Origin of the sequence: Paraburkholderia denitrificans (assembly GCF_042655705.1) — a bacterium.
GTDB lineage: Bacteria > Pseudomonadota > Gammaproteobacteria > Burkholderiales > Burkholderiaceae > Paraburkholderia > Paraburkholderia denitrificans.
This window is the reverse complement of sequence record NZ_JBHSMP010000013.1, coordinates 155580-173539: the sequence shown is the minus strand read 5'-3', so window position 1 is coordinate 173539 and position 17960 is coordinate 155580. Positions and strand designations below refer to the sequence as shown.

The 17960-nt window shown below is 65.4% G+C and carries 12 protein-coding genes, 1 tRNA gene, 1 pseudogene and 2 riboswitches; of the genes and pseudogenes, 4 read left to right on the top strand and 10 right to left on the bottom strand.

Features of this window, described 5'->3' with window-relative positions:
* Window positions 1-14 precede the first annotated feature (14 nt).
* Complete coding sequence (locus tag ACFPTO_RS10250) at window positions 15-566, bottom strand: hypothetical protein (RefSeq protein WP_377711256.1); 552 nt, start codon at window positions 564-566, stop codon at window positions 15-17.
* 177 nt (window positions 567-743) lie between these two features.
* Here ACFPTO_RS10250 and ACFPTO_RS10245 point away from each other — a divergent pair, with 177 nt between their 5' ends.
* On the top strand, window positions 744-1121 hold the full coding sequence (locus tag ACFPTO_RS10245; protein WP_377711255.1) for a hypothetical protein: 378 nt from the start codon (window positions 744-746) through the stop codon (window positions 1119-1121).
* Here ACFPTO_RS10245 and ACFPTO_RS10240 read toward each other — a convergent pair.
* The 8 genes from ACFPTO_RS10240 to ACFPTO_RS10205 form a co-directional block, all read right to left on the bottom strand.
* Window positions 1105-2835, bottom strand: a complete 1731-nt coding sequence (locus ACFPTO_RS10240; RefSeq protein ID WP_377711254.1) for a thiamine pyrophosphate-binding protein — start codon at window positions 2833-2835, stop codon at window positions 1105-1107. The genes ACFPTO_RS10245 and ACFPTO_RS10240 overlap by 17 nt on opposite strands.
* A gap of 102 nt (window positions 2836-2937) precedes the next feature.
* Window positions 2938-4326 (bottom strand): L-serine ammonia-lyase, encoded by a 1389-nt coding sequence (locus ACFPTO_RS10235; RefSeq protein ID WP_377711253.1) that lies wholly within the window; start codon window positions 4324-4326, stop codon window positions 2938-2940.
* Window positions 4327-4482: 156 nt separating this feature from the next.
* Complete coding sequence (locus ACFPTO_RS10230; RefSeq protein WP_377711714.1) at window positions 4483-5484, bottom strand: alginate lyase family protein; 1002 nt, start codon at window positions 5482-5484, stop codon at window positions 4483-4485.
* Window positions 5485-5737: 253 nt separating this feature from the next.
* Window positions 5738-8701 (bottom strand): aminomethyl-transferring glycine dehydrogenase, encoded by a 2964-nt coding sequence (gcvP, locus tag ACFPTO_RS10225; protein WP_377711251.1) that lies wholly within the window; start codon window positions 8699-8701, stop codon window positions 5738-5740.
* Between the two features lie 106 nt (window positions 8702-8807).
* A complete protein-coding gene (gene gcvH / locus ACFPTO_RS10220; RefSeq protein ID WP_377711250.1) occupies window positions 8808-9188 on the bottom strand; it encodes a glycine cleavage system protein GcvH in 381 nt (126 codons plus the stop codon).
* An 83-nt stretch (window positions 9189-9271) separates the two neighbouring features.
* Window positions 9272-10402, bottom strand: coding sequence for a glycine cleavage system aminomethyltransferase GcvT (gcvT, locus tag ACFPTO_RS10215; RefSeq protein ID WP_377711249.1), 1131 nt, complete (start codon window positions 10400-10402; stop codon window positions 9272-9274).
* 79 nt (window positions 10403-10481) lie between these two features.
* A riboswitch (glycine riboswitch) is annotated at window positions 10482-10620 on the bottom strand.
* Between the two features lie 57 nt (window positions 10621-10677).
* A riboswitch (glycine riboswitch) is annotated at window positions 10678-10801 on the bottom strand.
* 82 nt (window positions 10802-10883) lie between these two features.
* Window positions 10884-11234 (bottom strand): lipoprotein, encoded by a 351-nt coding sequence (locus tag ACFPTO_RS10210; protein ID WP_377711248.1) that lies wholly within the window; start codon window positions 11232-11234, stop codon window positions 10884-10886.
* Window positions 11235-11471: 237 nt separating this feature from the next.
* A complete protein-coding gene (locus ACFPTO_RS10205; protein ID WP_377711247.1) occupies window positions 11472-12536 on the bottom strand; it encodes an oxidoreductase in 1065 nt (354 codons plus the stop codon).
* Window positions 12537-12718: 182 nt separating this feature from the next.
* Between ACFPTO_RS10205 and ACFPTO_RS10200 the strand changes: the two genes are divergently transcribed.
* A complete protein-coding gene (locus tag ACFPTO_RS10200; protein WP_377711245.1) occupies window positions 12719-14809 on the top strand; it encodes a UvrD-helicase domain-containing protein in 2091 nt (696 codons plus the stop codon).
* A gap of 212 nt (window positions 14810-15021) precedes the next feature.
* Here ACFPTO_RS10200 and ACFPTO_RS10195 read toward each other — a convergent pair.
* A pseudogene (locus ACFPTO_RS10195) lies at window positions 15022-15624 on the bottom strand (c-type cytochrome); the annotation flags it as partial.
* Window positions 15625-15969: 345 nt separating this feature from the next.
* Between ACFPTO_RS10195 and ACFPTO_RS10190 the strand changes: the two are divergent.
* Both ACFPTO_RS10190 and ACFPTO_RS10185 read left to right on the top strand, forming a co-directional pair.
* Window positions 15970-16045: transfer RNA gene (locus tag ACFPTO_RS10190), tRNA-Arg, on the top strand.
* 173 nt (window positions 16046-16218) lie between these two features.
* Complete coding sequence (locus ACFPTO_RS10185; RefSeq protein WP_377711244.1) at window positions 16219-17505, top strand: tyrosine-type recombinase/integrase; 1287 nt, start codon at window positions 16219-16221, stop codon at window positions 17503-17505.
* Window positions 17506-17960: the final 455 nt, after the last annotated feature.

The window sequence follows — 17960 nt, the reverse complement described above, 5'->3', positions numbered from 1 at the left end:
GAAAACTCCGCGCCTCATTTGCTCACCTGCTGCTCCGGTCTTTTTGTCCCGTCAGCGACCGGGCATTGTGCGTTCGGCTGAATACGCGTCGTCGTATCGGAACCGACCATCATCGCGGGGCCGGGCTTGAATTCACACACCCGGCCGACCTGAGCCGAGGCAAACGCCGACTTGCCGTCGCGGTACATGATCTGCACGCCGTCGACCAGAACCGTGTCACTCACCATCGAGCCTGCCACCGCCCCTGCGGCGCCGCCTGCGACGGTACCCACCCCCGTGCGCTCCCAGCCACCCGGGCCGGTCGAGCCGCCGACGGCCGCACCTGCGAGTGCGCCAAGCACCGCACCGGCCATTTGTGCGGCCTTCTTGTTCTCGGCGTTGCTGACCTGCACCTTTCCCGGCAGGATCGTCAGAATCTCGACGGTGCGAACTTCCTGACGCTGATTCACATCGAGAACACTGTACGAGTCGGCCTTGCTTTCCATTCCCGGCGTAGCGCAGCCGGCGAGCACGGCCGAGGTGGCGATAAGAGTCATGACGCCCTTGCTCATGAATTTCTTTGGCATGTTTCTTTGCATGTGGTTATCGGAGGGACCTGGATTTCGGAAAGAGATGTCTGCGTGTCTGATTTCATACTTCGCCGGCTACACGCCGCCGACCGCCTTGTTTACCGGGTTCGAATACCCGGCGGGAACCGTCTTGCCATCATGAATAACCTGCAGTACTAACCATCAAGATCGCTGTTGAATCCGGCAGCGCAAAAAGCAGGCATCCAGCAACCCCGCCATTTCGATTCGATTGACGCTGTCTATTCCTCTATTCCAACAGGAGCCAACCGATGCCAGTCGCTGGCTTTTCTTTCAAAAATGAAAGGGATGATATGGGGCCAATATGACGATCCCATGACTCGATTTGGAGTACTCCTATATTTTTCGGGCTGTCGGGATTCAGATCATCACGCGCCAACGCACGACCTTGGCGGCGGTAAATTCACCGCCGTAATGGGCGAGGGCAGAATGTCAGCCATCGTGGTGAACGGGCAATCCTTTGGATTGCCCGTTCACCCCCCGCCGGAGGAAACCGGACTGGCCGACTGGCTGGCGCTTACGCGCCCTGCTTGAGCGCCGCTTCGCGAATCTGCGTGAGCGTCATGGCGGGCGTGCTCGCGTCCTTCGGGATGCGGATCTCGATGAGCGCGGGCCGCCCGGCGTCGAGCGCGCGTTCCAGCGCGGGCAGGAATGCTGCCGTGGATTCGACGACTTCGCCGTGCGCGCCGAACGCGTGCGCGAAGGCCGCGAAATCCGGGTTCGTGAGCTGCGTGCCGTGAACACGCCCCGGATAATGCCGCTCCTGGTGCATGCGAATCGTGCCGTAGTGCCCGTTGTTCACGACGATGAACACGACGTTGAGCCCGTACTGCATCGCCGTGGCGATTTCCGGCGCCGACATCATGAAGCACCCGTCGCCCGCGAGCGCGACCACGGTGCGCGCCGGATAGAGCGACTTCGCGGCAATCGCGGCGGGCACGCCGTAGCCCATCGCGCCGCTGGTGGGCGCGAGCTGCGAGCGGAAGTGACGGTACGCGAAATGCCGGTGCAGCCACGTTGCGTAGTTGCCTGCGCCGTTCGTGACGATGGCGTCGTCGGGCAGGCGCGCGCGCAGTTGCTGGATTATTTCGCCCATCTGAACATCGCCGGGCATCGGACGCGGCTCGCGCCACGCAAGATACGCGCGGTGCGCTTCCTCGGCGCAGCCGTCCCATGCGCATGTGGCGGGCACGTCGAGCGCCGCGAGCATCGATGCGATTTCCGGCAGGCCCGACACGATCGGCAGATCGGCCGCATAGACGCGCCCGAGTTCTTCGGCGCCCTGGTGAACGTGGATCAGCGTCTGCTTCGTCTTCGGAATGTCGAGGAGCGCGTAGCCGCCCGTGGTCGCTTCGCCAAGGCGCGGGCCGAGCGCGAGCAGCACGTCGGACTCGCGGATGCGCTGCGCCAGCGCCGGATTTATGCCGAGGCCCACGTCGCCCGCATAGTTCGGGTGATCGTTGTCGAGCGTGTCCTGGAAGCGGAACGCGAGCCCGATGGGCAAGCGCCAGTTCTCGACGAAGCGCTGCAGATCCACGCAGGCCGCGCGGGTCCAGCCGTGGCCGCCCGCGATCACGAAGGGTTTTTTCGCGTTTGCGAGCAGCGTGCGCAACTGCTCGATCTGCGCGGCCGAAGGCGAGGCCTGCACGCGCTGCGCGGCGGGCGCGACGGGCTGCGCGTCGGCGGCGGGAAACGCATCGCTCAGCATGTCCTCGGGCAGCGCGAGCACGACCGGCCCGGGGCGTCCCGAAGTTGCGATATGGAATGCGTGGCTCAGATATTCGGGCACGCGGCGCGCGTCGTCGATCTGCGCGACCCACTTCGCCATCTGGCCGAACATGCGCCGGTAGTCGACTTCCTGAAACGCCTCGCGGTCCATCTGCTCGCGTGCGACCTGGCCGATCAGCAGGATCATCGGCGACGAATCCTGGAACGCCGTGTGCACGCCGATCGACGCGTGCGTCGCGCCCGGCCCGCGCGTGACGAACGCGATGCCCGGCTTGCCGGTGAGCTTGCCCGCGGCTTCGGCCATGTTCGCGGCCGAAGCTTCGTGGCGGCAGACGATGGTCTCGATGCGGTCGGTGACGTCGTAGAGCGCGTCGAGCACCGCGAGGTAGCTCTCGCCCGGCACGCAGAACACGCGTGTCACGCCGTTCGTGGCGAGCGCGTCGACGAGGAGGCGCGCGCCCGTGGTGGTCGGTGCGCTTGCGCGGCTGGCGGAATCGTGCGGCGGCGTGGTCGCGGTCATGTGTTGCTGTCTCCTGTCGTTTGTTTTAAAGGAAAGGGCAACGCGCGCGACCCGGCAAAGGACGACGCGCGTGGCGTAGCAAAGAAAGACGCGCGCGGCGCGTCAGCACTCGACGATATTCACCGCGAGGCCGCCGCGCGAGGTCTCCTTGTACTTCGTTTTCATGTCGGCGCCGGTCTCGCGCATGGTCTTGATGACCGAGTCGAGCGAGACATAATGCTCACCGTCGCCGCGCAGCGCCATGCGCGCAGCGTTGACGGCCTTCACGGAGGCCATCGCATTGCGCTCGATGCAGGGAATCTGCACCATGCCGCCTACGGGATCGCAGGTGAGGCCGAGGTTGTGCTCCATGCCGATCTCGGCGGCGTTCTCGACTTGCTGCGGCGTGCCGCCGAGCACGGCGGCGAGCGCACCCGCGGCCATCGAGCACGCGACGCCCACTTCGCCCTGGCAGCCCACTTCGGCGCCGGAAAGCGACGCGTTGAGCTTGTAGAGAATGCCGATGGCGGCAGCGGTGAGCAGGAAGTCGATCACGCCCTGCTCGGTCGCGCCCGGCGTGAAGCGCACGTAGTAGTGCAGCACGGCCGGGATGATGCCCGCGGCGCCGTTGGTCGGCGCGGTGACGACGCGCCCGCCCGCGGCGTTTTCTTCGTTCACGGCGATCGCGTAGACGTTGATCCAGTCGATCATCGAGAGCGGGTCTTGCAGCGCGCGCTCGGGGTTGTCGGTGAGTGCGCGATACAGCTGCGGCGCGCGACGCTTCACATTGAACGGGCCCGGCAGCGTGCCTTCGGCTGCCGGGTTGCCGACGCCGATGCCGCGCGAGACGCACGACTGCATCACGCCCCAGATGCGCAGCAGGCCGCTGCGGATTTCGTCGTCGGTATGCCAGACGCGCTCGTTTTCGAGCATCAGTTGCGCGATGCTGTTGCCGGTCGAGGCGCACAGCGCGAGCAGCTCGTTGCCCGTGCGAAACGGCCGCGGCAGTTGCGCTGCGGCAGCCAGCACCTTCGTGTTCGCCGCACCGGCTGTCACGACAAAACCGCCGCCCACGGACAAATAGGTGCTTTCGCGCAGCGTCGCGCCGTCGGCATCGTACGCGCGCAGCTTCATGCCGTTCGGATGCTCGGGTAGCGCCTGACGATAGAACGCGATGTGCTCTTTCGGGACGAACGTGATCGTGTGATGACCGGCGAGCGCGAGGCTACGCGATGCGCGCACGGCTTCGAGCCGTTCGGCGATGGTGTCGGGGTTCACCGTGTCGGGCGCGTCGCCCATCAGCCCGAGCATGACGCCGCGGTCGGTGCCGTGGCCCTTGCCGGTCGCGCCGAGCGAGCCGTACAGCTCGCATTTCACCGATGCCGTGGCCGCGAGCAGACCGTCACGCTCAAGTCCTTCGACGAACATCAGCGCCGCCCGCATGGGGCCGACCGTGTGCGAACTGGACGGTCCGATGCCGATTTTGAAGAGATCGAAAACGCTGACTGCCATGTCTGGTACTCCTGCTTGCTAAAAACTGCTGTCTCGTTTAATAACCGCGCGCATGGTCATACTTTTGACCGCGCGCGTGTCCGTACTTGTGCGCCGCGTGGCCCGGGCCGCCTGGTGCTCGTGGTGCTCGTGGTGCTCCTGGTGCTCCTGGTGCTCCTAGCGCGCGGGCAGCGGCAGGCACACGGCGAGCCAGGCGGGCGGCTTCGGCGCGAGCCTGAGCGCGATCGGCGTAAAGCGGCCGTTCAGCCGGGCCGCCAGGTGGAACAACTCGGCGGCGTTCTTCGGATCCCACGGGCCGGAGAAGCCGGGCAGGCCGGCTTCGCGCCGCCGCGCGTCGAAGGCCACCGTCGAGTGCACGAACTCCTCGTGCGTCTTCTCGCCCATCGCGTAGGGCGCGAGCCAGTCGAGCGCCCGCGTGAGCGTCGCGCCGTTCGCCGCCCGCTCGTTGAGCCAGTTGCGGTTGTGGCGGCGCGCGGCGAGCGCGGCTGTCACGAGCGGCTGCAGGTCGTACGCGACGTAGTGCAGCGCGTCGCGCTCGGCGAAATCGCGCGTCGAGCCGTCGGGCGCGATGTTGTCGCCGATGTGTTCCACGAAGAGCCGCTGCGCCGTCGCAATCATCTTCCGGTTGTCGAGCGTGAACGCGATCATCGCTATCAGTTTGACCCGATGGCTCTGCCAGTTGTTCGCGAAATTGCCCTTGAGCGGACGCGGCTGCGCGTCCACCTGTGCGATGTAGCCGTTCGCGAAGCGGGTCAGGAACGCCATGGTCGCGTTGCGCGTCTTGACGGGCAGCGCGCTCGCGGTCATGTCGTAGGCGAGGATCAGCCCTTCGAAGCGCGTTTCGTCGATCGGATTGAAACTCGGCCGATAGGTGGCGACCCAGGCGGTAAGAAAGCGGTCGACGAGCTTCAGAAAGCGGTCGTCACTCGTCGCGCGCCACGCGAGCGCAGCGTCGCGCATGAGGTCGAGTTCGTTAGCGGCCTCGACGCTCCGGTCGTAGATGCCCTCGTGCGGCAGGGTGCCTTCGGTGTGCAGGGTGGCGACCGGGTGCGGCATGTCGTTCACACGCGCCGCGACCTGCGCGACGAGCGTCTTCACGCCGGGGTCCGCGTTGGTGCGCTCGCTCGTTTGCAGCGCGGGTGCCGCGCAGAAATTCATCGCCGCGTGTGCCGCGGGCGCCGAGGCGAACCAGGCGCAGGCCGCAGCCAGCGCACAGGCGAGTTTTGCGCCGTTGCGCATCCGCCGGGTCGACGCCCGGGTTGAGACCGTTCGCACCTTCCGCGCCATGCGGGACTCCCTGATTCAAGCCTGACAGGTGTGTGATGGTAACGGTTTGTGGCGGCAAATGTGAGTGCGACGCCAGCCAGGCGCGCCGGTAACCGGCGGCGCGCCTGGCGGCATGAGTCGCGCTTTACGCCTGCTGTGCCTCTGCGGCCTGCGCGTCGTCGTACTCGCCGACCGGCACGCACGAGCAGAACAGGTTGCGGTCGCCGTAGGCATTGTCGGCGCGGCCGACCGGCGGCCAGTACTTCTGCGCCACCAGCGAGCGCACGGGGTACGCAGCCTGTTCGCGCGAGTACGCGTGCTTCCAGTCGTCGGCGACCACCGCCGCCGCCGTGTGCGGCGCGTGCTTCAGCGGATTGTCTTCCTTGTCGGCGCGGCCTTCTTCCACGGCGCGGATTTCCTCGCGGATCGCGATCATCGCGGCGATGAAGCGGTCGAGTTCTTCCTTCGATTCCGATTCGGTCGGCTCGACCATCAGCGTGCCCGGCACCGGGAAGCTCATCGTGGGCGCGTGGAAGCCGTAGTCCATCAGACGCTTGGCGACGTCGTCGACGCTGATGCCGCTCGCATCCTTGATGGGGCGCAGATCGAGGATGCACTCGTGCGCGACGAGTCCGCCCGGGCCGCTGTACAGCACCGGGAAGTGCGGCGCGAGCTGCTTCGCGACGTAGTTCGCGTTGAGGATCGCGGCTTCGGTGGCGGCCGTGAGGTTGGCCGCGCCCATCATCGCGATGTACATCCACGAGATCGGCAGGATCGAAGCCGAGCCGTAAGGCGCTGCGCTTACGGCGCCGATGCCGTGATCGTCGCGCTTGTAGCCGCTCGAAAGCTGGTTCGGCAGGAACTTCGCGAGATGCGCGCCGACCGCGACCGGGCCGACGCCCGGTCCGCCGCCGCCGTGCGGGATGCAGAAGGTCTTGTGCAGGTTCAGGTGCGAAACGTCGCCGCCGAACTGGCCGGGCGCTGCGAGGCCGACCATCGCGTTCATGTTCGCGCCGTCGACATAGACCTGGCCGCCGTGCGCGTGCACGATCTCGCAGACTTCGCGCACGTTCTGTTCGAACACGCCGTGCGTCGAGGGATACGTGATCATGATCGCCGCGAGATTGGCGGCGTGCTGTTCGGCCTTCGCCTTCAGATCGGCGATGTCGATGTTGCCTTGCGCGTCGCAGGCCACGACGACGACCTGCATGCCCGCCATCTGCGCCGACGCCGGATTTGTGCCGTGCGCCGAGGCCGGAATCAGGCAGACGTTGCGATGTCCTTCGCCGCGCGAGGCGTGATACGCGTGGATGATGAGCAGGCCCGAGTACTCGCCTTGCGAGCCCGCGTTCGGCTGCAGCGAGACGGCGGCGTAGCCGGTTGCGGCCACGAGCATCTGTTCGAGCTGATCGATCATCTCGCGATAGCCGACCGTTTGTTCGGCGGGTGCGAACGGGTGAATGCGGCCGAACTCGGGCCACGTCACCGGCAGCATTTCCGAGGTCGCGTTGAGCTTCATCGTGCACGAGCCGAGCGGGATCATCGAACGGTCGAGCGCCAGGTCCTTGTCGGAGAGGCTGCGCAGGTAGCGCAGCATTTCCGTTTCCGAATGGTAGCGGTTGAACACCGGATGCGCGAGATACGCGCCTTCGCGCACGAGCGCTGCCGGGAACGACGCCGCGACCTGCTTCGAAATTGCGGCGTCGAGCGCATCGAGCGACGGCGCGGCGTCCGCGAACGCGGCTTGCGCGAACACGGCGAGCAGATCGGCGAGATCGGCGCGCGTCGTCGTTTCGTCGACGGACACGCCCACGCGCGTTTCGCCGACGTGGCGCAGGTTCATGCCGCGCGCGAGCGCTGCGTCGATGAGCGCCTGGGTGCGCGCGCCCGATTCGAACGTGAGCGTGTCGAAGAAGGTTTCGTTGACGAGCGTGTAGCCGAGCTGCTTCGCGCCGGCCGCGAGGATCGCCGCGACGCGGTTCACGCGCTGCGCGATCGTCTTCAGGCCGTGCGGGCCGTGATAGACCGCGTACATGCTCGCCATGATCGCGAGCAGCGCCTGCGCCGTGCAGACGTTCGACGTGGCCTTTTCGCGGCGGATGTGCTGTTCGCGCGTTTGCAGCGCGAGGCGCAGTGCGGGGTTGCCTTGCGCGTCGACGGTCACGCCGACGAGACGGCCCGGCATCTGGCGCTTGAATTCGTCGCGCACGGCCATATAGGCGGCGTGCGGGCCGCCGAAGCCCATCGGCACGCCGAAACGCTGCGCGTTGCCGATGGCCACGTCCGCGCCCCAGACGCCCGGCGGCGTGAGGATCGTGAGCGCGAGCAGGTCGGCGGCGGCGATCACCGCGCCGCCCGCGGCGTGCACGGCCTGGGCGAGTTCGCGGTAGTCGCGCACGTCGCCGTTGACGCCTGGATATTGCAGCAGCACGCCGAACGCGCCGGCTTGCGGGGCTTCATTCGCCGGGCCGACCTTGACTTCGAGGCCGATCGGCTTCGCGCGCGTCTTCACGACTTCGATGGTTTGCGGCAGCACGTCGTCGGCGACGAAGAAGACCTTCGACTTCGACTTGCTGGTGCGCTGCACGAGCGTCATCGCTTCGGCAGCGGCGGTGGCTTCGTCGAGCAGCGACGCGTTGGAGATCGCGAGACCGGTGAGGTCGGTGATCATCTGCTGGAAGTTCAGGAGCGCTTCGAGGCGGCCCTGCGAGATTTCCGGCTGATACGGCGTGTACGCGGTGTACCACGCCGGGTTTTCGAGCACGTTGCGCAGGATGACGGCCGGCGTGTGCGTGTCGTAGTAGCCCTGCCCGATGTACGAGCGGAACACCTGGTTCTTGTCCGCGAGCGCGCGCAGGCCCGTGAGGGCTTCGGCTTCGGTGCGCGGCGCGGCGAACGGGCCGAGCGGCAGCGCTTCCTTGCGGCGGATCGCGGCCGGAATCACAGCTTCGATCAGTGCGGCGCGCGAGGCGAAGCCGAGCGTGTCGAGCATCGCCTGCTGGCCGGCCGCGTCGGGGCCGATGTGGCGGCCGGCGAAGGCGTCGTGCGATTCAAGCGCAGCGAGCGTGAGGGAAGTGTTCATCAGATGATCCGGGTGTTCGAGCTTCATGGTTTTTTCCTGTCGATGGCAGTTAGCGCTTTAGCGCTTACTGCCATCCCGCGCAGAGCGGGGCGCGGCGGCCGCGCATGGGCTGCCGCGCCGTAAGCGGTGGGAGTTAAGCGCCGATGGCCTTTTCGTAGCTGGCGGCGTCGAGCAGCTTGTCGAGCGAAGCGCCCGCGGCCGGCTTGATCTTGAAGAGCCACGATTCATAGGGCGTGCCGTTCACGACGTCGGGCGTGTCGACGAGCGCGCTGTTCGATTCGACGATCTCGCCTGCGACCGGCGCGTAGATGTCCGAGGCGGCCTTGACCGACTCGATCACCGCGACGGCGTCGCCTGCGCCGACCGTGCGGCCTGCTTCGGGCAGTTCCAGGAACACGATGTCGCCGAGCGCTTCCTGGGCGTGGTCGGTGATGCCGACGGTCAACGTGCCGTCGGCTTCCGTGCGGACCCATTCGTGCGATTCGGTGTATTTCAGATCGGCCGGGATGCTCATTCAATGCTCCAGTGCGTGGTTCGCGGTATGGGTTTGCTAATGCTTGAAAAGAGGGGACGTGCGCAACGCAAAAAGCGCGCCGGTCAGCCGACGAGCACCTTGCCGTTGCGCACGAACGGAAGTTTTACCACGGTCGCGGAAAGCGCCTTGTCGCGGATCTGCACCTGCACGACGTCGCCCGGCTGCACGCCTTGTTGCGCACCCCTCGGCACGCGCGCGAAGGCGATCGATTCCTGCATCGTCGGCGAGAAAGTGCCGCTCGTGATTTCGCCTTCGCCAAACGGCGTGAGCACCTTCTGGTGCGCGCGCAGCACGCCGCCCGCCTTGCCGTTTTCCCGCTGCAGGATGAGGCCGACGAACGCCATGCGCGAGCCGTTGGCTTCGAGCGCGGCACGGCCGACGAAATCGCGCGGCTCCTTCATGTCGACGGTCCAGGCGAGGCCCGCGTCGAGCGGCGAGACGTTGTCGTCCATGTCCTGACCGTAGAGGTTCATGCCGGCTTCGAGGCGCAGCGTGTCGCGCGCGCCGAGGCCGCAGGGCTTCACGCCCTGGCGTTGCAGGGCGTCCCAGAACTCGCACACGGCGGCGACCGGCAGCACGACTTCGAAGCCGTCTTCGCCGGTGTAGCCCGTGCGCGCGATCATCAATTCGCCGAACGGCGTGACGTCGATCTTCGCGGCGTTGAAGGGCTTGAGCGTTTCGGTGCAGCTGCGTGCGGAGGGCGCCACCTGCCAGACCTTCTCGCGGGCGTTCGGGCCCTGCACGGCGACGATCGCCAGATCGCGGCGCGGCGTGATGGTGAGGCCGAAGCCGCCCTCGGCGTTCAGCTTCTGGAACCAGGCGATGTCTTTCTCGGCGGTGCCCGCGTTGACGACGGTGCGGAACTGGTCGTCGGCGAAGTAATAGACGATCAGGTCGTCGATCACGCCGCCTTGCGGGTTCAGCATGCACGAGTAGAGCGCGCGGCCCGGCGTCGTGAGCTTCGCGACGTTGTTGGCGATGGCGTGGGAGAAGAATTCGCGTGCCTTCGGGCCCGCGAAATCGACGACGCACATGTGCGAAACGTCGAACATGCCGGCGTCGGTGCGCACGGCGTGATGCTCGTCGATCTGCGAGCCGTAGTTGACGGGCATATCCCAGCCGCCGAAATCGACCATACGGGCGTTAAGCGCGCGGTGCGTGGCGTTGAGCGGAGTGTGTTTCAGTTCGGTCATGGGGCGATCTCGTCACGGTCGAAAACAAAAAAGGCCATGCATGAAACGCCGCAGGCGGTGTGCCTGTGGACGCTTCGTGCATGGCCCCTCTGTCCTCGGTACCTGAGAGATTGCGCCGTTCGCTGCGCATGGCAGCGCTTCGCGGCGCGCGCCCCTTCGGTGGGCAGCCTGAACGCGGCTGAGCCGCCGTTCTACTGTCGCTCTCCAGAGTTCGGACGTTCACGCGTTTCCATTCGCTGAGCGCGAAAAACGCGCAAGCGGATGGATCAGCGGTCCGGCGCGCACGGTCCTTTTGCCTGAGAGTTTGTGGGTTGCCCCTTCGGCGGCGCTGGCGGCGCTTGTCTGCTTCGTTTGCTTGCATATCAAGCGGCTGCCAGCGCGCTCTCCCGGCGCGCGCAGCGATTGTGCGCGACGCGCACGGGGCGTGTCAATGCGGAAAATTCCCCGCGCGAGGGGGGCTGATGGGTGCGCGTTGCGAAAATTATTCGCCGATCGCGCGCGCGGCCGTGTCGAGTTCCTCGTTGAGCACGCGCTCTTCGTCGGGCGAAAGACCGCCGCCGTGCTGGGCCGCCATGTCATGCGCTTCGCGGCGGATCTCGTCAAGACGGCGATGGACCGCGGCGCCCTGCGGCTGCGCGTAGTAGCCCTCGTTCACACGCGTGTCGAGGCGGCGGCCCAGGTTGTCGATGCGGCCCTCCACCCGATGCAGCCGGTCGACGGAGAGCGCGTGCGGCGTCGGACCTGCGGGGCGCTGCTGCGGCCCGGTGATGACGCATGCGGCGAGCGTCGAGACGAGCGCGCTGGCGGCGAGCGCGCGGGCGATGCGGGACATGCAAGACTCCTTTTCTGGTCGTTGTCGCGCTTGAAGCCTGAGCTGAAGTGCGACTTGAGGTGCGATTTGAGGTGTTGTCCCTGCACCCAACGTTTCATGTGACCCGCGCGATGACGGCGCGCGCACGCGCATGTGTCACGGCTGGTGCGCCCCCTTCATTGGCTTCAGCGCTGTGCACGCTGTCCGACAAGGGGGAATTCGGGCGCCTCGCGCCCGAATCACAGGATATGTGCCCAGTCAGCCCGCGCACACGAACGGGAGCGTGCGGCCCTCGGCGGTGCTTTGCATCGCCAGTTCAATGACCGTCATCACGTCGACGGCGTCCTGCGGGCTCACCGGAAACGGCGCACCGTCGTGGATCGACGCGGCCAGCGCGCGATAGAGACCCGTGTAGTCGCCGTCGACGGTGGGCAGCACGCGTTCGGTCTCGGTGCCGACGTCGCCCGGGGAGCCATCCAGCAGGACATGCAGCCGTCCCGCCTCGTTGCCCGCGCCGAACCCCGCGTCGCCCGGGCGCAGGCCCGCCTTCAGCTGGTCCTCCTGCGTGTCGAGGCCGTTCTTCAGATAGCCGCCGCGCGTGCCGTTGATCACGAAGCGCGGCGAGAATGCGGCGAGCGCGCTTGCGTGCAGCACCGCGTCGTGATTCGCGTAGCCGAGCACGAGATGGACGTAGTCGGGTGCTGTCGCGCCGTCGCGGCGCGTGCGCACGAATGCGGTGACCGTTTCGGGGGCGCCGAAGAGCGCGAGCGCCTGGTCGACCAGATGCGGCCCGAGGTCGTACAGCAGGCCGCCGCCGCGCGCGGCATCCTCGCGCCAGCGCTGGCGCACCTGTGGGCGAAAGCGGTCGAAATGCGATTCGAAGTGCGTCACGCGGCCCAGTTCGCCGCTTGCCAGGAGCGCGCGCACGGTGAGGAAATCTCCGTCCCAGCGGCGGTTGTGAAAGGGTGCGAACACAAGTCCGCGCGCCGCTGCAAGCGCGGCAAGCGTGCGCGCCTCGGCGGCGCTCAGCGTGACCGGCTTGTCGACGAGGACGTGCTTGCCGCGCTCCAGCGTGCGGCGTGCGAGGTCGAAGTGCGTGTCGTTGGGCGTCGCGATCACGACGCATTCGATGTCGTCGAGTGCGAGCAGCGCGTCGAGATCGGGGACGATGGCGGCATCCGGAAAGTCGGCGCGCGCGCGCTCGGGCTGGCCGGTGGCGATGGCAGCAAGCACCGTGGCCGCGCAGTACGCGATCACGGGGGCGTGGAAGGTCTGGCCGGCGAAGCCATAGCCCATCAGGCCGATTTTCAGCGGTGAAGTCATGGGGCGACTCCTGCAAGGTGGGCGCGGCACGAGCCGCAGCCGTGGTGGGCGGGTGGGCGTTATTGTGGCACGCGGCGGGCGGTGGACGGCGGGCCCTCGGTGGCCGATCGGCTCGCCGTGTTAACATCCCACCCCGCCCCGTCTGATCCACCCGATCCACCCGTTTTTCCAATCCAGCAACGATGTCCGCAGGCCTGAATCCCGCCCAAAGCGAAGCGGTGCGCTATCTCGACGGTCCCTGTCTCGTGCTCGCCGGCGCGGGCAGCGGCAAGACGCGCGTGATCACGCAGAAGATCGCGCACCTCATCGAAGTCAAAGGCTTCGAGCCGCGCCATATCGCGGCCGTCACGTTCACCAACAAGGCCGCCGCCGAAATGCGCGAGCGCGTGGGCAAGCTGCTCGAAGGCAAGACGCTTACGACGCCCGGCAAAGAAGGCCGCAAGGTGCCGGTGAACCAGCTCACCGTCTGCACGTTCCACTCGCTCGGCGTGCAGATCCTGCGCCAGGAAGCCGAGCATCTGGGCCTCAAGCCCCAGTTCTCGATCATGGATTCGGACGACTGCTTCGCCATGATCCAGGAGCAGGTCGGCTCGACCGACAAGGGCTTCATCCGCAAGATCCAGTCGATCATCTCGCTCTGGAAGAACGGCCTCGTGATGCCCGAAGAGGCGCTCGCCACGGCGTCGAACGAGGACGAGCACCAGGCGGCCATCGTCTACCGCAATTACGTGGCGACGCTGCATGCGTACCAGGCCGTCGACTTCGACGACCTGATCCGCCTGCCGAGCGAACTCTTCGCGCGGAACGAAGCGGTGCGCGAGCGCTGGCAGAACAAGCTGCGCTATCTGCTGATCGACGAGTACCAGGACACCAACGCCTGCCAGTACGAACTGCTCAAGCTGCTGGCGGGCCCGCGCGCGGCGTTCACGGCCGTGGGCGACGACGACCAGGCCATCTACGGCTGGCGTGGCGCGACGCTCGAAAACCTCGCGCAGCTCGGCCGCGACTTCCAGAAGCTGCACGTGGTCAAGCTCGAGCAGAACTATCGCTCGACAGTGCGCATTCTCACGGCGGCGAACAACGTCATCGCGAACAACCCGAAACTGTTCGAGAAGAAGCTCTGGTCCGAGCACGGCATGGGCGATACGATCACCGTCACGCCGTGCAACGACGAAGAACACGAGGCCGAATCGGTGGTGTTCAGGCTCTCGGCGCACAAGTTCGAGCGGCGCGCGCAGTTTCGCGATTACGCGATCCTGTATCGCGGCAACTTCCAGGCGCGCATCTTCGAACAGGTGCTGCGGCGCGAACGCATTCCGTATGTGCTCTCGGGCGGGCAATCGTTCTTCGACAAAGCCGAAATCAAGGACCTCTGCGCGTATCTGCGCCTGATCGCGAACCCCGACGACGATCCCGCGTTCATTCGCGCGATCACGACGCCGCGGCGCGGCGTGGGCAACACGACGCTCGAAGCGCTCGGCTCGTTTGCGGGCCAGGCGAAAGTGTCGCTGTTCGAGGCGGTGTACATGGGCGGGATCGAAGCGCGGCTTTCGGCGCGCCAGGTCGAGCCGATGCGCGTGTTCTGCGACTTCATGCAGCGTCTTGCCGAGCGTGCGGAGAAGGAACCGGCGACGGTCGTGCTCGACGACCTCATGGAAGCGATCCACTATGAGGCTTATCTGTACGACACGTTCGACGAGCGCCAGGCGCAGTCGAAGTGGCAGAACGTGCTCGAATTCCTCGAATGGCTCAAGCGCAAAGGGACGAAGCCGGAGCCCGAACCCGGCGACGATACCGAAGCCACGGGCTACGACAACGCCGACGGTCTCGCCGACACCGGCAAGAACCTGCTGGGCCTGATCCAGACGGTGGCGCTGATGTCGATGCTCGAAGGCAAGGAAGAGGACCCCGATGCGGTGCGGCTTTCGACGGTGCACGCGTCGAAAGGGCTTGAATATCCGCACGTGTTTCTGGTCGGCGTGGAAGAGGGGATCATGCCCCATCGCGGCGGCGCGGATGACGAACCGATCGACGACGCGCGCATCGAGGAAGAGCGTCGGCTGATGTACGTCGCGATCACGCGCGCGCAGCGCAGCCTGCATCTGAACTGGTGCAAGAAGCGCAAGCGCGCGAGAGAGACCGTGGTGTGCGAGGCGTCGCGCTTCATCCCCGAGATGGGGCTGGACGACGCGCCGCCGCCCACACCGGAAGAAGCGCCGATGTCGCCGAAGGACCGGCTTGCGAGCTTGAAGGCGCTGCTGCAAAAGGGTTGACGAACTTGCACGACTCGCGCGGTGGCGCGCGCCGGTCCGGGCTTCGGACCTTTGGACGTGAAAAGGGCTGCATCTCGCGATGCAGCCCTTTGTTCTTGCGGATCCTGCTGGATTGTGAGCGTGGACTTACTTCGCTGCGCTCACCATGTAATCGACGGCGGCCTTCATTTCGGCGTCCGAGGCGCCGGAGCGGTGGGGGCTGGTGCCGTCTACGGATTGCTGGCGGGCGCGGCCACGGCCGCAGCGGCGCCCGGTGCGCTTGCCGCCGCCGCTGCACCTGGTGCTGCTTCTGCCGCGTTGGCGGCGTTGGCCGCGGGCTTCGGCGGATCCGGGAAGTTCGCGCCGCCGTGGTTCGCCATGTAGGCCACCGCGAGGCCGATTTCGTAGTCGCTGTAGTCGTCGGGACTGGTGCCGCCGCGCGGCGGCATCGCGCCCTTGCCGGAGAGCGCGGTGTGCCAGAGCGTGTCATAGCCTTGCGCGATGCGCGGCGCCCAGTCGCCCGAGTTGCCGAACTTCGGCGCGCCCGCTACGCCGGTCGCGTGACATGCCGAGCAGACGGCCTGAAAGACCTGCTCGCCGGTCTTGTAGACATGCGGCGCGTTGGCATCGCGAATGGTGACCTGCGCGACGGGCGCGATGCGCTGGGCGACTGCGTCGGGGGCGAGTTCATCGGTGCCCGCGCCGGTGCGCGTCGTGTTGTCGACGTAGTAGGCGAGCAGGATGATGATGGTGATCGGAACGGCAAACGCCGCGATGACAGCCGCGATCAGCTGGCCGGGTGTTTTGATCGGGGTTCCGTTGGGTGCTTCGCTCATGTTTGTCTCGTCTCCCATTGGGATGGTGGTGAGCGTGACAGCAGGACGGCAACAGCCTTGCGATGGATCAAACAGGAAAAATTATAGACGCATGGGTCCGCATCAGGTGCATGCGCACGGCGGCTGTGTAGCGGGCGTTTACCCGGAGATGTGGTGCGTTTTGTGCGGTTTTGCCTTTTTGATCGGACCCTGTGAGGTTGCGGGTGGTTTTTCGGGTGTATTCGCCGCCCACCCCGCCCGCCGCACGCGGTGGACGGTTTCACCGAAACCGGGTATCCTTGCCGTCTCTTCGCAGCGCTGCTATCCCCGTGTTCTTCGGTCTGGTGGCAGCGCTTTTGCACAAATGCGCCCGTAGCTCAATGGATAGAGTACTGCCCTCCGAAGGCAGGGGTTGCTGGTTCGATCCCAGCCGGGCGCGCCATCCCTGTTTCTGTAGAAATCCACTGAAATCCTGAAAAGCCACGCCGGATAAGGCGTTGCAGGATTTTTGCGTCCGCGGAAAGCCCGGGAATTCCTGCGAAAGCCGGGGTTTGCATATGCCCGGCGGCGTACCCCAAAATGGTTTTTCCTCGATTTTAATTTCTGGGGTACACCATGGGACAGCTCACCGAGTTGCAGATCAAGCATACGGAGCCTCGCGAGAAGGAATATTTCCTGCCAGATGGCGATGGGCTGTACCTTCGGATTCGACAGACACGTAAGGTCTGGATTTACCGCTACAAGCGCGACGGCAAAGAGATCAAATTAGGGCTCGGCCGATACCCAATTGTTTCGCTTGCAGCGGCTCGTCGAAAGGCCCGTGAAGAAATGAAGCGGCGAGAAGACGGGATTGATCCCCAAAGAGCGAGGCGCGAGAAGCGGGAGCAAGAGCAGGCGGCTCGGCTCAACACGTTTGAGTTGGTGGCACGAGAATGGCATAAGGCGTCGGAAAAGGACCGCCAGTGGTCTGCCGGGTATGCCGAGAAAATCATCCGCTACTTGGAACTGCACGTCTTTCCCTGGGTGGGGCGACTTCCTGTAGGCGGGATCAAGCCGACCGAAGTGGTGCGTTGTTTGCATCGCATCAAAGAGCGCGGCAATCTTGAAACCGCGATGCGGGTTCGCGAGACGATTCAGCATGTGTATCAGTACGCAGTTGATACTGGCGTTCTGGAACCAGCCAACAATTTTGTGAATGGCCGTACCGGCGGACTCCCCGCAGTCCGTAGCCGCCATTACCCAGCTATCACCGATCCGAACCAGCTTGGACAGCTGCTGCGCGATATTCGCGCCTACAACGGCCATGTGATTACCCGTGCAGCGTTACAGCTTGCTCCGTTGCTTTTCCAGCGACCTGGCCAGCTACGTTTCGCTCACTGGGAAGATATCGATCTTGATGGTGCAGTCTGGATCTGTCCGCCCGAAAAAATGAAGATGCGGGAATGGAAGAAGCGAGATAGCCGCACGCCGGCGCATGTGGTGCCGCTTCCATCACAGGCCATGGAGATCCTGAGAGATTTGCATCCGCTAACCGGGCCGAAGGGGCCGATTTTTCGTAGTGTAGCCAAGCGCTCCGAGGCGACGCGTTACATGAGTGAAAACACGATTAATAGTGCGCTACGTACGCTGGGCTACGACACTAAAGAGCAGATCACCGGACACGGTTTCCGTGCGACGGCTCGCACGCTGATCCGGGAATATCTCGGGTGGGACAGGGAGGTGATCGAGCGTCATCTGGCTCACGTATCGAGCGAGGAGCTGGGCGATAGCTACGATCGCGCGACGTTTCTTGAGCAGCGCCGTGAGATGGTTCAGAACTGGGCCGATTTTCTCGATGAGCTAGCGGCGGGGAATATTCCGAAACCGGCTAGAACGCTACGCTTGGTGACCAACGCAGCATGAGCCAACGAAAATTAATATCGTCTGACTGGGGGGCGCGCGCCGACGCAGATCGATTCACAAATTGCCAAACGACCTCATTCGGGCCAGTCGAGTGTGCGTCACGTTCTCGCATACCGACAATGGCGCGGGGGGCTTCGCTTCTTTGCGTGGAGTCGCATCAGGTTTCCGCACACTTTCGACAACGTAGGTACCGACTGTGAAAGCACAATAGACCGACGAAGCGAGATCGGTCTTCCGGATTCGGGATGCGAGGTTGCCGAGAGCAATAGGCGAACTTACAGACTCCCGCGTTTACGTAACGGACACGACCGGATTACCGCACGGAATTGTCCCGTATCACTGAGAGACACGATCGACGCTTCTCACCGAATCCGAACGCGGTGCGAGAGGAAAGCCAGCAGGCTGATGAAGCGTAGTTCGCGGTCGCGCCGGATTATCGTACGGACATTTCGGCT